Origin of the sequence: Marinitoga sp. 1197 (assembly GCF_001021165.1) — a bacterium.
In the GTDB taxonomy this organism is placed as follows: Bacteria; Thermotogota; Thermotogae; order Petrotogales; family Petrotogaceae; genus Marinitoga.
Window position 1 is genome coordinate 1 of sequence record NZ_AZAY01000001.1, and the last position, 15,213, is coordinate 15,213.

A 15,213-nucleotide genomic window follows, 5' to 3' on the forward strand; every position below is an offset into this window, starting at 1 on the left:
AATTGTCTTTTTCTTAATTACCCACTCTTTTCGTGGGAGAACCAATATTAATGCACATAAATAAAATAATAGAATTAAAATTTGATCTGAAATTTTAAAAGTGTAATTTTTTGAAGCTAAATTTTGCAAAAATTTAGGTAATAAAAAAGGGGTTAAAAAAATCAAAGTTGCAGAAATATATTTTGTTTTTTCATATCCAAATTTATATTGGATTGGAATAATAAGGCCAAAAAAAATACTTGTTATTAACAACGTTAATCCAGTTGAAAATAGATTTAATTTTGGAATAGCAAAAATTATAGAAACCGCACTATAAAGAAGAAAACATATGAAAAAAATTATCAAAATAAATATATATTTTGCCTTTACTTGTGTATTTCTAGAATATGGTGTTGCACTGAGTAAATAAGAACCTTTGTACTTATGTTCCACTATTGAAATTGAATTATATAAAAGATATTCTGTATAAATAACTGTAATGAAAAAAATTATAAAACTTCCTCCAATATTACCTATTTTACTATTTACAAACAATGGAATAAATATTGCAGTAGCAAGGGTTATCAATAAATAATTTTTTGCAAGAAAAAATTCTTTTTTTATAAGATTTAGTATTAATTTCATTTTTTCACCTCTCAACATGATAAAGCATTATATTTTCTATAGTAGGTTTTTCAATTACTACATCTTTTCTAAATAAACTACTTAATTCGTTTTTCTTATCAGTTAAACCTTCAAAATAATCTTCTGAAATTTTTAAATTTAAAAATAACTCTTTTATTTCATCATTAACAAGTTCTTTTGAACCTTTAATTATTACATATTTATTTAGTAGTTCTTTTTTATCTTCACAAAAAATAATTTTTCCGTTGTTGATTAATATTAAATCATCTGCAATTTTATCTAAGTCCGATGTTATGTGAGTTGAAAAAAATACACTTTTATTTTCATCCTTCATAAATTCCAATAATATATTCATTAATTCATGTCTAACTAAAGGATCTAACCCACTTGTTGGTTCATCCATAATCAAAAGCTCTGGATCATGTGAAAGGGCTAAAGAAATTGCATATTTCATTTTCATCCCTTTAGATAAATTACATATCTTTTGATTTAAAGGTAAGTTGAATCTTTTTATATACTTTTTAAATAATTCTTCATCCCAATTCGAATAGGCGGAAGATATTATTTTTTTCATTTCTTTTAAAGTTAATTCCTCATAAAAATAACCTTCATCAAATACTATCCCTATACGATTTTTTATTTCTTTTTCAGTCTTTTTATTTAATTCTTTTCCAAATATTTTTATAATTCCACTTTCCTTTAATGCAAGGCCAAGAATTGATTTTATTGTGGTTGTTTTCCCAGAACCGTTTATACCAATAAATCCTGTAATTTTTCCTTTTTTTACGTTGAATGTTGCATTTAATTTAAAAAGAGTATATGTTTTTCTTAAATTAATTACTTCTAATATATTTCCCATTTAAATCACCTCTGAAATTCTTCTATCCTTAACTGTTCTTTTATGATTTGAGAAACTTTGTTTTTATACCATTTACAATTATTTTTTAATTCTTTTGCTTTTATAAACCCTCTAAGCAAACAACCATTACAGAAATATCTATATTTGCATTCTTTACATTCTTCAGAATTTAATTTTGGAGATTCTAAATTGAAAATATCATTTATATATTTTGAGTTGATATCATAAATATTCTTTATATTTTGTTTTATGGCATTACCTAAATTACTATTAAAGTATTTCATGTTATCCATTGTACACATTTTTATTTCACCTGTAGCTGAGATTACAACATGAGATGAAATACATCCACAATTAGAATTTTTTAATTGTCCGAATTCTATAAGGGATAGAAATTTTGGATATTTTTTGTTTATTTTATCCAATAATATATCCAACTGAATATATTCATTATCGTTTAAATATAAATTTTTGTTCATGTTTTTTGCTCTTCCTAATTCTATAACCGGGCTGATACCAAAAGATTTAATCCCTAAATTATATACCCAATCTGCAATCTCTTCAATCTCATCTAAATTTTTTGGAGTAACAATTGTTGCAACTCTCATATTAACTTTATTTTTTGCAAGTATATATATGTTGTTTTTTATTTCATTTAAAGAATTAGAAGTTTTAGTAAACCATTTTAAATATTCATCATTTAAACTATGTAAGTCTATTTGAATAAATATTTTTGACTTATTTAAAATAATAGTATTCATAATTTCTTCAGAAATATATATTCCATTTGTTAATAATCCTATCTGTTTAAATTCTAGTTCAAGAGCATAGGTTATAATTTTTTTTAAAAATGGATATGTTGTTATTTCTCCTCCGGTTAGTTCAATAATATTTACCCCTAAATTTTTTAGCTCATATAGAATTTTTTTTGCATCATTTAAACTAATAAAATTATTCAAACTACTATTAAAATCGCCATAACAATGTAAACATTTTATATTACATTTATTTGTTAGTTCAATTGAAGCTACTTTAGGATAAATATTGTAATTATCTTTTATAATTAAAGAACGATATTTTGGTGATTTTTGAAAATTAATATAAATACCATAAGTATTATTTATATTTGCAATAAAATTTTTCACCTTATTCTCTATTATATTATAGTCTTCTTAAACATTCCCTATAATACTATTAAGAGGCTGTGCTTAATCCTGATAAAGCCGAAATAACTGTAAAAGATAGCCCACAAAAAGCACAAGCTAAACAGCTCCAACAAGTTATATCGCTTGTAACCATTTCTGGCGTTGGCATAAAATACCTCCTTTCTATAAAATTTTTTATTAAGTTATTCTGACGTCAGAATCAAGCAACTCAGATGTGTTTTACTAGTACTAGATATTAATAGCCGGCTTTTTGTTACAATTATCAAAGTTTGTTATAATATAATTAATGTGAAAATGGTTTAATTAAATTATTAATTTCCTGTTGAATTTTTGGATTAAACGAATGAGTAGTTGAATTTGTATATTATATAATTATTTTTTTCATTTTTCCACCCCCTCGAATCTTATTTTACCAGTTTCCATATGACTTTCAAGTGTTTTTTCATCTTATGTATGTATGATTATTAGTGTGTTTTATAAAAGGGCAAAATAACATGATTTTTGTTTCCACTTAGAAATCTTTTGTTCATGTTATAAAATTCTTTATTATTCATATTTTTCATCTTCTAATGTTACAATTTGTAATATTTCGAAATATAAACTTAATAAAACGCTATTTTTAAATGTTTTTTTCATTTTTAATACAATATTTTTAAGAGGTGTTTTATGAATAAAATATCACTAAATGATTTAATTGATATTATTGAATATGGCGCATTTTCAAAACCAATTGTAAATTATATTTTAATTGACTCTTCGGATAAAGCTATTGAATATTATTTATTATGTTTAAAAAATATATGGAGATTTGATTATAGAAAAGCATATAAATACGCTGATTTAACCATTACTACTACTACTAGTACTATTTTAAAAGAACTTGCAACTCTTGAAAAAATAAGCATTTTATTTAATAATAAAAAGATAAAAAAAGCAAATTTGGAATTGAACAAAATAAAGAGTGAAATCCCATACATCAATAATAAATGTCGTAAAATAATAATACCTGCTATAAGATATATAGAATCAAGATTTTCTAACTTTATAAATAATTCTGGTATTAGATATTGGAGTAAAGAATATGAAAAAAGTGAAGCACAATTATCTTTATTAAAATACTCTGAAGCTAGGCAATCTTTAAATACAAAAAATTTTAATAAAGCTTTTGATTTATTTGTAGAAGGTTTTTTTCACGCAAAGGAGTTTCCGCATCCTACAATGATATGTGCAGGATTGAATTCTGCTGCGTGGTGGATCAGGAATGAAGATAAAAAGAAAGCATTAGTTGCAGTTGAATTGCTTGAATATTATATTGGTTATTATTTTGAGGATTTGTCAAAAACTTACAATTGGTTTGATACTATTTTTGAAGTGAAAAGAATTAATAATGACTTAGGAATTTTAGAAATAATAAATATTGTAAATCAATTAAAAAAGTATTATCCTGAAATAAATGTAGAAGATAAATTTGATAAAAAGATTGAATTGAAAAAGATGAAAAAGAAGATAAGGGAATCATATAAAATAAATTTTGAAAAACTAAATAAATCGAAAAAAGAAATTCAAATATTATTTTTCGCAATATATAGCGTATTAATAGAAAAACCATATTTTACAAAGAGTCATATTTTAAAATTGATTTTTGAAGGAGATAAAGATAAAATCATTAAATACTTCTCAAGGGATTATGAGAAGATGCATTTTTTTAATATAATGTTATCAGATTTTGATGTGAAAGAAGCTGAAAAAAGATTGACAAATTCTGAAAATTTTGAAGAAAGAGGATATGATGTTTCTCCATTTTTCATAGCAAGAAAAAAACTCATCACTGAGCTTTTAAAAAATATGAAGAATTTTAAGGAGTTTATTCTTCACTATTTTGATCTCAGTGATGAAGAAATGAAAATCTTTGATGTGTTTTTGAGAAATTGTGTTCGTTATGATATCAAATGGCCTATTACTCCTTATCCAAAAGGAAAAATCCTTGATTTTGCCATTAAATATGGTTTTGGTTATAAACGCGTTGCTCTTGGTTATTTTTCTTTTGAGGATGATGATAGAATTTCGATTGATGAGATTATTGATAAATTCTTATAACAAAATCCCCGTTTTCGGGGATTTTGTTAATTTGAGATTGTATGCAGTTATATCTTTTCAATTATATAATCATCAATATTCCTTTTTTCTGAATTGATATTTATCCCTATTATATATATTTCTTTTCCACTATATTTTTCATAATATTTCTTTTCTTTTATTTGGTTTATTGCATCAATTGCACTTTTATCCACTTTTATTTCAAAAAGATATATCCTTTCATCAAAATCTATTACAAGGTCACTTCGTCCTAAGTTTGTTAATTCTTCTGCTTTTACATCTATTCCTGCTGATGCTATTATTGTGAATATTAATGAGTGATAATACTTTTCTTCTTTTTTGTGTAAGTTATACGGTATTGCACTTATTATTTTTTTTATTTCTTCTATTAATCCTTTTATGTCATTTTTTTCTATTTTTTCATATATTTCATATACCCTTTCATATGCTTCTTCTTTTGGTTTGTAATTTGATTCTAATATTAATTTTGAAAAACTGTTCTTTACTTCGAGATTTGGATAATCTAATATGTATTTTTCTGTTAATCCATATCTTTTTATTCCTTTAAATGTTAGATATCCAGCTTGTGTAAAGAATATATTTGCATTGGCATCTTCTATTTCTCTTGTTGAGAAATCCATTGCACTTACTGTGTTTTTTACTAAATCCTCATAGGTTACTTTTTTGTCCTCTATATATTTTGATAGAAATGATGGTGATCCACTTTCAAACCAGTAATTTTGAAATTTCTTTTTTTGAAAGAATTTTAATATTGAAAATGGATTATATACATAATGTTCTCCGTCAAATGAGAATCCATTATAATATTTTTTCATTTCTTTTAGCAATTCTTCTGTTGTTATTTTAAACTTCTCTGCTGTTTCTTTTATATAATCTTCAAAATAATATTCCAATTCTTCTTGAGTATATCCAAGCATCTGAGAATAATCTGTATCTAAAGATATATCATTTAAATTATTAAGTGCTGAAAATACACCTGTTTTTGTGAATTTTGTGATTCCTGTTATGAAAACAAATTTTATATATTCATCATTCGCCTTTATGTTAGTATAAAAGTCTCTTAATATTTGTCTGTATCTTTCTGCTTTTTCTTTATTATTTATATTGTCTAATATTGGCTTTTCATATTCATCTACCAGTATCACTATTTTTCCTTTTTCTGATAATTTCATTATTAATTCATCAAATGCAAATTTATAATCTGTTTCTTCTATTTTTATATTATTCATTAATCCTTCTCTTTTTATTATTTTTGTCAAACTCTTTTTAAATCTTTCTTCATCATCAGTTGCTGCTAAAAGTAGATTTATCCTTATTATTGGATATTCTTTAAATTCCCATTTATCATATATATATGTATCTTTAAATAATACCTTTTCTCCTTTGAATAAATAATATAATGTTGATACTGTTAAACTCTTCCCAAATCTCCGTGGTCTTGAAAGAAATATTGGTACTTCAGATGATACTAAATCATAAATGTATTTAGTTTTATCTATATATATAAAATCTCCTGTTATTATTTTTTTATAGTCCTGTACACCTATTGGTAATTTTTTCATCATTTCCACCTCCGTAGCGTATCTATTTAATTATATCATAATTAATATTATATAAAAATTCGAAATATTATTTATATTAGTGAAATGTGATATAATTCAGTTGTATAAAAATTGGTTTATAAAAAGTATATAAAAATAAATAAAACGGGATTTTTGATCCCGTTTTATTTATAATAATATATGGTGAAATGCACGAAAAAATTAACTTAAAGTTTTTTGCTGAATAGGTTTAGTGTTTATATTTATTATCTTCTTCCTCGTGGCATTGGTGCAGGATTTCTCATAGGTGAATACCCAGGCATTTGATTGTATGGTGCAGGATTTCTAAAATTATAATTATTGTAGTAATTATTCATCATAGGTTTGTGATTCCAATTGTTGTAATTTAAGTTGTGAGAATTTCTCATTCCTCTAAAATTATTAACAGGTCTTCTGTTTGGAATATAACCTTGCATTGTTGTATATCCAGAACCTCTCATTGCCATACCTTTAAAACCATTTAACACTACTTCTTTACCATCTATTTTGCTTTCAATTGGTTTAAATATTGTTTCATCATTTAATTTAATTATCCAACCTTTTAATTCTATATTTTTTCCTACTTCTAAATCTTTTACAAAATAAGAATTTGCATGTAATTCAACAATTTCACCGTTGTCAAATTTAACCTTAATTTCTAACATTCCTGGATAATTTTCATTTTCTTCAATAGATTCAATAGTTCCATTTGCAGTAATTAACTCTTCATCTGAGAACATATAACCGCCACGAATTCCTGAATAATTCTCATACATTGGTGCAACATCTGAATCATGATATACCCTTGGAGCATTTGCGTTAAATGCAAAAATAGAACCTGCCATCATTCCACCAATTAATAATACTGTTAAAAACTTTTTCATAATAACACCTCCATAGTATTTTTGTTTTTTTATTTGTCCTTCGACAACTATATAATAACTTACTTACCTTAAAAGAAACTTAGTATTTGCTTAGAAAAAGCTTAGAAAATTGTAGGTGAATAGAAAATATTAATGGTATAATAATATTAGAGAAACGAAAGGAGGATTCTATGAAAATATTGATAATTGAAGATGAAAAAAGTATTTTGGATCTTATAAAAATGAACTTAATTCTTGAAAATTTTGAAGTTATAACTGCAGAAAATGGAGATAAAGGGTTGCTTTTATTTAAAAAAGAGTATCCAGATCTTGTTGTTTTGGATTTAATGCTTCCAGATTATGATGGTTTTGAATTGTTGAAACAAATGCAATTTACCAATTATAAAATTCCTATAATAATATTAACTGCTAAAAATAATCAAAATGATAAGTTATTAGGATTAGAATTAGGGGCAGATGATTATATTACAAAACCGTTTGACAGCAAAGAATTGATTTTGAGGATTAGAAATATTTTAAAAAGGATAAAAAAAGCAGAAATAGAACCAAGTGGATTTTCTATAGGGAAATTAGAAATAAAAAATAAATCCCGTGATTTTTATATAAATAAAGAAAAAATATATTTAACAAAAAATGAATTTGAATTGATGAATTTATTTATGAGTAATTATAATCAGGTTTTATCAAGAGATTTTTTGCTAGAAAGAGTTTGGGGATACGAAAATGATGTTGATACGAGAGCTGTTGATATGGCAATTCAAAGATTAAGAAAAAAGATGGGAAAATATAATAAATATATAAAATCAATTTATGGCGTTGGATATAAATTAGAGGTGGATGATGAAAAATAGCATAAAAAATGAAATATTATTTTTAAATATATCTTCCACTATTATTATTTTAATAGTAATTTTTTTTATAACATTAAACACATTTCAAAAAAATATTATATCAAATGTTATAAAGAGAATGACAGAGTATAGTCAGGAAAGTCAGATATATATTATAAATACATTAAAAAAATATAGGGATGAAAATATTTATACTAAATTAAATGAACTTTCACCATTTATTGCCGACTATTTATTTAGAAAATATCATTTCCATATCGAAATATATGATAATAGAAAAAATTTGCTTGCTGATAGTGTGATTACAAAAAAATTATATGTATATCAGGATATTCATTATGCTGCTAATAGTATGAAAAATTATATATTAAAAAAGGATGGAAATGAAATTACTTTGTTTTTTTCAAGTCCAATATTTTTTGAAAACGAAGTTATTGGAGTTATAAGGTTTATTTATCCAATGGAGTTAGAATTTGGATTAATAGACAATATAAAAATTACTTTAATTATAATTAGCCTACTTTCGATACTTGCTGTTGTTATTTTGAATTTCTTTTTTTCTAATTCAATTACAACACCAATAAGAAAATTACAGGAAGAAACAGAGAAAATAGCTAATGGAAATTTTAATGAACGTATATCTATTAAAAGTAATGATGAAATAAATTCTCTTGTAAAATCATTTAATATTATGATTGAAAAATTGGAACATTATATAAAGTCATTAAAAGAAGAAAAAGAAAAACAAAAAGTTTTTATAGATAATATAACTCATGAATTAAAAACACCTATAACTTCAATATTAGGTCATGCAAATCTTCTTTTAAGATTAAAAGATGAAAAAGATAAAAACATTTCTATAAATTATATTACAAAAGAAGGTAATAGATTATTAAAGTTGGTTGAGGAATTACTTTACATATCTAAAATGAATAAAAATGATTTTGAATTTAATTTTAAAAAACATAATATAAAAAAGGTTATTGATGAATGCGTAGGTATATTAAATCCAAGGTTAAAGAAATTTTCTATAATAGTTGAAAATAATATCGAAAATAGAATTCTATTATTTGATTATGAAAAGATAAAAGAAGTAATTTTAAATATTCTTGACAATTCAATAAAACATAGTAAATGTTCTAAGATAACGATAGAATCCTTTTTAATAAATGAAGAATATTATATTGTTTTGAAAGATAATGGTATTGGTATAAAAAAAGAAATTTTAGAAAATATTTTTAATCCTTTTTTTTCAAAAAGTGGAAAAACAAGTTATGGACTTGGATTGTGTATAACAAAAGAAATAATGAAAAAACATAATGGAGATATAACGATTGAAGGAAACAATGGAACTATAGTAACTTTGAAATTTTCAATGGAGTGGATAGAAAATGGATGATAAAAAGATAAAGAGATATATATTTATTTTTTTGTTTCTAGTGATAATAATAATATATTTTGAATCATATATCTTAAATAAAGATTTTAATAGAGTGTTTTTTATAAATGATAAAAATGAAATGATAAGAAGATATAATTCGTCAACGCCGATAAAAATGATAGTTTCAATGAAATATTTATCTTTCTATGAAATAAAAGATCCCGATTTTATTTTCGATATATGGGAAAGAATTAATAAATTACCAGTTTATAATTATATATCTCCTTCATCAGAAAAAGAAAACTACAAGGGTATTTTTGGGAAAATCTATTTTTTAGATGGAAGTATAAAATATTTTGAAATTGAAAAAAATATAAAAATAAATGACAAGATATATGGAATTGAAAACAATGAAGATTTACAGTATATCAAAGAAAAGCTTAAGGAGAAATTATTTTTACCAATTAACCTGGCAAGTGAAGTTGTAAATGAAAATAATAAAGTAATAGCTTTTAATCATGAAAAGGGAGTATATATTGAAGATTATAAAAATAAAAAGAGATTGTATAAAATTTTAACTACCTCAGAAAAAGTAGTTTCTGCTAAAATAATCGGTAAAATTTTAGAGGATAATAATATACCATTATTTAAAATAAAGATTCTAAATAATAATAAAGAATTTCTTCAAATTAATGTCTTAAATAATGATTACTTCACAATATACTACCTAAATACTTTTCTATATATGATGAAAGGAAATATATTAACTTTCCTAAAGAATTTATTTTAATATAGTTACATTTTTAATACATTTTTGAGCGTATATTAAAGCATTTTTTTATTATTATATTATTGTATAAAAATTTAAGGGGGGAATTGAAATGAAAAAAGGCATATTGTTTATATTGATTTTGTCTCTATTTGTATTATCATTTTCCGAATTAATTATTTATAGCAGTGTTGACGAAGCAAATGCGAGAAAGATTTTAAATGCATTTTCAAAGCAGACGGGTATAGAGGTAAAGTATATTTTCCTTTCTTCTGGTCCAGCATTAGCAAGACTTGAAGCTGAAAAAGAGAATCCGCAGGCTGATGTGTGGTTCGGAGCTCCGATGCCAAATCATATTATTGCAAAAGAAAGAGGATTAACCACTTCATATAAAACTACAAGTGTATATGGCATTGCTCCTAATTTTTATGATGTGGAAGGTTATTATCATGCTTTTTATATGAACCCGCTGGGTATAGGAGTTAATTTGAAAGTTTTAGAGCAGATAAAAGCAGACCTCCCAAAGAGTTGGATGGATTTATTAAAAACTGAATATAGAAATATGATTCAATATCCAAGTCCTCAAACTTCTGGTACAGCTTATGCATTTATTACTGGACTAATATCAATTTATGGTGAAGATGGAATGATAGATTATTTAAAAAAATTAGCTAAAAATGTTCAATCCTATACGCAAAGTGGAACAGGACCTTCAAAGTCAGTAGGTGTTGGCCAGGCGGGATTGGGAATTCAATTCACTCCAGCATTTTTCCAGTTTAAAGAACAGGGATATCCTATTGAAGTAGTATTTCCAAAAGAAGGTGTTCCTTATGAAGCAGCATGTGTATCTATTGTAAAAGGTGCAAAACATAAATATGAAGCAAAAGTTTTAGTCGATTGGTTATTATCGAAAAAAGGCCAACAAACAATTGTTGATGAAAAAACATTTTTCTATCCTGTAAGGTCTGATGTTAATTTTGGTACATTACAGCCATTATCAACAATAAAATTAATTACTGTTGATGAAATTTGGGCAGCACAAAACAAGAAAAGAATTGTCGAAAGATGGATAAAAGAAGTTTTACCAGTTAAATAATAAAGGGGGACTCCCCCTTTTTTTTGGAGGGATGGATTTATGAAAATAAGAAATAAGGAATTTTATAATAAAATAAAAAGTATGCTAAATAATCCATCTTTATTAATTTTAATTGTTTTGATATTTATTTCGTTATTTATATTTATAATTTTTCCATTATTTAAGGTTTTTATAGTCAGTTTTACCAATGAAGATGGAAGATTGTCATTGGAAATATACAATTCTATTCTTTCTAATGATTATATGAAACAGGGATTTAAAAACAGCATTTTAATAGCAACATTAACTGCTGTCATTGGAACCTTAATAGGTTTTCTCTATGCTTATACTATAAATAGAGCTGATATACCATTAAAGAAATTTTTCAAAACTATAGCGATTATTCCTATGGTGTTTCCACCGTTTATAGGTGCTATGGCTATAATAATGTTGTTCGGTTTTAATGGTATTATAACAGCAAAAATTTTTGGTATAAGAACATTTCCTGTTTACGGAATTTGGGGATTAATGATAGCTCAAACAGTAACTTTCTTTCCTGTAGCTTTTATAACACTTGATGGGGTTATATCTACAATTTCACCAACTCTGGAAGATGCGGCATTTAATTTAAAAGCTTCCAGATGGCAGGTTTTTACAAAAATAATTTTACCCTTATCTGTTCCAGGTATTGCAAGTACAATGTTAATTTTATTTATAGAATCACTGGCGGATTTTGGAAACCCTTTAATATTAGCTGGTTCGAGATTCCCAATTTTATCAGTACAGGCTTATCTACAAATAACAGGAATGTTCGATTTGAGTAGTGGTGCAGCATTAGCTGTATGGTTATTGTTACCATCATTAATAGCCTTTATTTTACAAAAATATTGGATAGGAAAAAAGAAATATATAACAGTTACTGGCAAACCAACTACATCGCAATTAAAAAGTGTTAATAAATTTGCAAAATGGTTTTTGTTTTCCTTGTGCTTAATTATTTCATTATTTATTTTATTAATATATGTTACTATTTTCTGGGGTGCATTTACGAAGATTTGGGGAATGAATAATGAATTTACACTGGAGAATTTTAAGTATGTATTTGATGTTGGTAGAGAAGCGATAAAAGATACATTAGCAATAGCTTTAACTTCTACACCTATATCAGCAGTTTTAGGTATGATAATAGCATTTTTGATTGTTAGAAAAACTTTTCCAGGGAAAAAAACACTGGAATTTGTATCATTACTTAATTTTGCAGTTCCTGGTACAGTTGTTGGTATAGGATATATACTTGCATTTAATTCAAAGCCATTATTGTTAACAGGGACATTTGCTATATTAGTATTAAATTTTATATTTAGGTATATTCCTGTAGGAATTCAAACTGGAGTTTCGCTGTTAAATCAGATAGATCCTGCAATTGAAGAAGCAGCATATACACTCGGTGCAAATGATAAAGTAGTTTTTTCTAAAATAACATTGCCATTGATTGTTCCAGCATTTTTTTCTGCACTTGTTTATTCTTTTGTAAGGGCAATGACAGCAATTAGTGCTGCAATATTTCTGGTATCTGCAGATTGGAATTTAATGACAGTTCAAATATTAAGTCAAACAGATTCAGGAAGGTTGTCTGAAGCTTGTGCTTTTTCAGTTGTATTAATACTTATTATCTTATCATTTATGCTATTAATGAAAGTTCTTTTAAAGAATAAAATTTCTATAGTAAATAACGATTTTGTGTCTGAATAGGTAGGTGTCAAGTATGAGTCTGGAATTAAAAAATATATATAAAATTTTTAAAAGTAAAGAGAGTGAAACAATAGCTGTTAATAATTTTTCTCTTAAAATTGATAAAGGACAGTTTGTAACATTTCTTGGACCTTCCGGATGTGGTAAAACTACTACATTAAGAATGATAGCTGGGTTTGAAACTCCGACAAATGGGAAGATATTTCTTGATGAAAAAGATATTACTAATATTCCTCCCAATAAAAGAGATGTTTCCATGATGTTTCAAAGTTATGCTTTATTTCCTCATATGACAATTAAAGAAAATATAGAATTTGGGTTAAAATTAAAAAAATTATCTAAAAATGAAATAGAAGAAAAAACGAAAAGAATAATACAGTTAATAGGTCTCGAAGGTATGGAAAATAGACGTCCAGATCAAATATCTGGTGGACAACAACAACGTGTTGCACTTGCAAGAAGTCTTGTGATGGAACCGAAAGTTTTATTATTTGATGAGCCATTATCAAATTTAGATGCTAAACTTAGAGAATCCATGAGATCTGAAATCAGAAAAATACAAAAAGCATTAAAAATAACAAGTGTTTATGTAACCCATGATCAGATAGAAGCAATGAGTATATCAGATGTAATAGTTGTTATGAATAAAGGAAAAATAATGCAAGTAGGAACTCCTTTTGAAATATATTCCAGACCAATGAATAAATTTGTTGCTGATTTTATAGGTAAAGTTAATTTTATTAAAGGAAAAATAATAAAAAAAGAAAAAGATGTATATCATGTTTATAGTGAAGAAATAGAAAAAGAATTCTATTGTACAGGAAGTAACGAATTGAAAGAAGATGAAAAAGTTTTAATAGTATTAAGGCCAGAATCATTAAGTTATAGGAAAAAAGAAAATTCTATTTCTGGTGTTGTAAAAAAAGTAACTTATCTTGGTTCATATGTTGAATATGAAATTATAACTGGAAAAAATAAAATAGTAAGTTGTGTTCTGTTTAATCCTATTGAAAATAAAATACCGAAGATAGGTGAAAACATTAATCTTTATTTTAGTAATATAGCTTCCTGGATAATAGGAGATGAATAAAAATTAATATCTTTAATATGGGGGTGTAAAAATGAAGAAGTTATTTGGTTTGGTTATTGTTTTAGTATTAAGTGTCATGATTTTTTCAGCTGGTGATGTTGTAAAAGCATATACAACATTAGAAGAACCACTTGCTAAAGAATTATTTGATAAATTTGAAGAAGAAACAGGCATTAAAGTTGAATGGGTTAGACTTTCAACCGGAGAAACAGTTGCAAGGCTTGAAGCAGAAAGGGAAAACCCACAGGCTTCAATTTGGGTTGGTGGAGTAGGTTTAGGGCATGTTGAAGCAAAGCAAAAAGGTTTAACCACGCCGTATAAGTCACCTTTGGCACAATATACTCCTGCACAATTTAGAGATCCAGAAAATTATTGGATTGGGCTATACATAGGTGTATTAGCATTTGCAACAAATACTGAAAGGGCAAAAGAATTAGGATTAGAAGCTCCAAAAGGCTGGTTTGACATTATTGATTCTAAATATAAAGGACTAGTTAGAGTAGCAAATCCAAATACATCTGGAACAGCTTATAATGTTATAACTACAATTTTACACATGTTCCATGAAGATGAAGAATTAACTTTTATGTTTTTACATCAATTAGATGATAGTATAGACCAATATACCAAATCTGGTTCTGCTGGTGGGAAACAAGCAGCAATTGGGGAAATACCTTTTGCTATTGGTTATGCTCATGATTTATTTAAATTAATTGCTAATGGAGCTCCATTAAAAGTTACCGTTCCTATGGAGGGTACAGGTTTTGAATTAGCTTCAATGTCTTTGATAAAAAATGGACCAAATCCAGTTACAGCAAAAAAATTATACAATTGGATGTTAAAAAAAGAAGCTCAAGAAATGATATCAAAATGGTTTGTATTACCTGTTTCAAAATTAGCTCCAAAAGATAAAGCACCATTAAATATTGAAGAACTAAGAATAGTAAATCAAAATTTTGTCTGGGATGCAGCAAATAGAGAAAGATTAGTAGAAAGATGGAATAAAGAAATTGGAGCAAAGTAATATAATACATTAGGGCGGCATTAGCCGCCTAAATTAAAAC

At 25.7% G+C, this 15,213-nt stretch carries 14 protein-coding genes; 8 read left to right on the forward strand and 6 right to left on the reverse strand.

From position 1 onward, the window contains the following. From X275_RS00005 to X275_RS11870, 4 genes are all read right to left on the reverse strand, one after another. A partial coding sequence (locus X275_RS00005; protein ID WP_052913435.1) for an ABC-2 transporter permease occupies positions 1–624 on the reverse strand: 624 nt, incomplete at its 3' end. Positions 625–628: 4 nt separating this feature from the next. Continuing rightward, a complete protein-coding gene (locus X275_RS00010; RefSeq protein ID WP_047266950.1) occupies positions 629–1,483 on the reverse strand; it encodes an ABC transporter ATP-binding protein in 855 nt (284 codons plus the stop codon). Between the two features lie 5 nt (positions 1,484–1,488). Further along, positions 1,489–2,628 (reverse strand): radical SAM/SPASM domain-containing protein, encoded by a 1,140-nt coding sequence (locus X275_RS00015; protein WP_052913437.1) that lies wholly within the window; start codon positions 2,626–2,628, stop codon positions 1,489–1,491. A gap of 49 nt (positions 2,629–2,677) precedes the next feature. Beyond that, positions 2,678–2,797, reverse strand: a complete 120-nt coding sequence (locus X275_RS11870) for a subclass IId bacteriocin thuricin17 (RefSeq protein WP_442914807.1) — start codon at positions 2,795–2,797, stop codon at positions 2,678–2,680. A 518-nt stretch (positions 2,798–3,315) separates the two neighbouring features. On the opposite strand from X275_RS11870, the gene X275_RS11630 reads away from it, so the two are divergent. Beyond that, positions 3,316–4,746 carry a hypothetical protein gene (locus X275_RS11630; RefSeq protein ID WP_047266951.1) on the forward strand — a complete coding sequence of 477 codons (1,431 nt, stop codon included), beginning with the start codon at positions 3,316–3,318 and terminating at the stop codon, positions 4,744–4,746. A gap of 47 nt (positions 4,747–4,793) precedes the next feature. Here the strand turns inward: X275_RS11630 and X275_RS00025 are convergent, their stop codons facing one another. Continuing rightward, positions 4,794–6,329, reverse strand: coding sequence for an ATP-binding protein (locus X275_RS00025; RefSeq protein WP_047266952.1), 1,536 nt, complete (start codon positions 6,327–6,329; stop codon positions 4,794–4,796). A gap of 245 nt (positions 6,330–6,574) precedes the next feature. Next, positions 6,575–7,231 (reverse strand): hypothetical protein, encoded by a 657-nt coding sequence (locus X275_RS00030; protein ID WP_047266953.1) that lies wholly within the window; start codon positions 7,229–7,231, stop codon positions 6,575–6,577. Positions 7,232–7,401: 170 nt separating this feature from the next. Between X275_RS00030 and X275_RS00035 the strand changes: the two genes are divergently transcribed. From X275_RS00035 to X275_RS00065, 7 genes are all read left to right on the forward strand, one after another. Continuing rightward, on the forward strand, positions 7,402–8,082 hold the full coding sequence (locus X275_RS00035) for a response regulator transcription factor (protein ID WP_047266954.1): 681 nt from the start codon (positions 7,402–7,404) through the stop codon (positions 8,080–8,082). After that, positions 8,072–9,481 carry a sensor histidine kinase gene (locus X275_RS00040; RefSeq protein WP_047266955.1) on the forward strand — a complete coding sequence of 470 codons (1,410 nt, stop codon included), beginning with the start codon at positions 8,072–8,074 and terminating at the stop codon, positions 9,479–9,481. Before X275_RS00035 ends, X275_RS00040 begins: the two co-directional genes overlap by 11 nt. Continuing rightward, positions 9,474–10,253: a DUF3919 family protein gene (locus X275_RS00045; RefSeq protein ID WP_047266956.1), complete on the forward strand. Its 780-nt coding sequence runs from the start codon at positions 9,474–9,476 to the stop codon at positions 10,251–10,253. Before X275_RS00040 ends, X275_RS00045 begins: the two co-directional genes overlap by 8 nt. Positions 10,254–10,344: 91 nt before the next feature. Beyond that, entirely contained in the window at positions 10,345–11,328 is a 984-nt protein-coding gene (locus X275_RS00050; protein ID WP_047266957.1) for an ABC transporter substrate-binding protein, read from the forward strand. A gap of 39 nt (positions 11,329–11,367) precedes the next feature. After that, complete coding sequence (locus X275_RS00055; protein WP_047266958.1) at positions 11,368–13,059, forward strand: ABC transporter permease; 1,692 nt, start codon at positions 11,368–11,370, stop codon at positions 13,057–13,059. A 13-nt stretch (positions 13,060–13,072) separates the two neighbouring features. After that, on the forward strand, positions 13,073–14,149 hold the full coding sequence (locus X275_RS00060; protein ID WP_047266959.1) for an ABC transporter ATP-binding protein: 1,077 nt from the start codon (positions 13,073–13,075) through the stop codon (positions 14,147–14,149). A 31-nt stretch (positions 14,150–14,180) separates the two neighbouring features. Then, positions 14,181–15,173: an ABC transporter substrate-binding protein gene (locus tag X275_RS00065; RefSeq protein ID WP_047266960.1), complete on the forward strand. Its 993-nt coding sequence runs from the start codon at positions 14,181–14,183 to the stop codon at positions 15,171–15,173. Positions 15,174–15,213 lie beyond the last annotated feature (40 nt).

What these genes read in the sequence shown, in the direction of transcription:
- X275_RS00010 (WP_047266950.1), bottom strand. Translation starts at nt 1,483, where the DNA reads ATGGGAAATATATTAGAAGTAATTAATTTAAGAAAAACATATACTCTT.
- X275_RS11870 (WP_442914807.1), bottom strand. Translation starts at nt 2,797, where the DNA reads ATGCCAACGCCAGAAATGGTTACAAGCGATATAACTTGTTGGAGCTGT.
- X275_RS11630 (WP_047266951.1), top strand. Translation starts at nt 3,316, where the DNA reads ATGAATAAAATATCACTAAATGATTTAATTGATATTATTGAATATGGC.
- X275_RS00025 (WP_047266952.1), bottom strand. Translation starts at nt 6,329, where the DNA reads ATGAAAAAATTACCAATAGGTGTACAGGACTATAAAAAAATAATAACA.
- X275_RS00030 (WP_047266953.1), bottom strand. Translation starts at nt 7,231, where the DNA reads ATGAAAAAGTTTTTAACAGTATTATTAATTGGTGGAATGATGGCAGGT.
- X275_RS00035 (WP_047266954.1), top strand. Translation starts at nt 7,402, where the DNA reads ATGAAAATATTGATAATTGAAGATGAAAAAAGTATTTTGGATCTTATA.
- X275_RS00040 (WP_047266955.1), top strand. Translation starts at nt 8,072, where the DNA reads ATGAAAAATAGCATAAAAAATGAAATATTATTTTTAAATATATCTTCC.
- X275_RS00045 (WP_047266956.1), top strand. Translation starts at nt 9,474, where the DNA reads ATGGATGATAAAAAGATAAAGAGATATATATTTATTTTTTTGTTTCTA.
- X275_RS00050 (WP_047266957.1), top strand. Translation starts at nt 10,345, where the DNA reads ATGAAAAAAGGCATATTGTTTATATTGATTTTGTCTCTATTTGTATTA.
- X275_RS00055 (WP_047266958.1), top strand. Translation starts at nt 11,368, where the DNA reads ATGAAAATAAGAAATAAGGAATTTTATAATAAAATAAAAAGTATGCTA.
- X275_RS00060 (WP_047266959.1), top strand. Translation starts at nt 13,073, where the DNA reads ATGAGTCTGGAATTAAAAAATATATATAAAATTTTTAAAAGTAAAGAG.
- X275_RS00065 (WP_047266960.1), top strand. Translation starts at nt 14,181, where the DNA reads ATGAAGAAGTTATTTGGTTTGGTTATTGTTTTAGTATTAAGTGTCATG.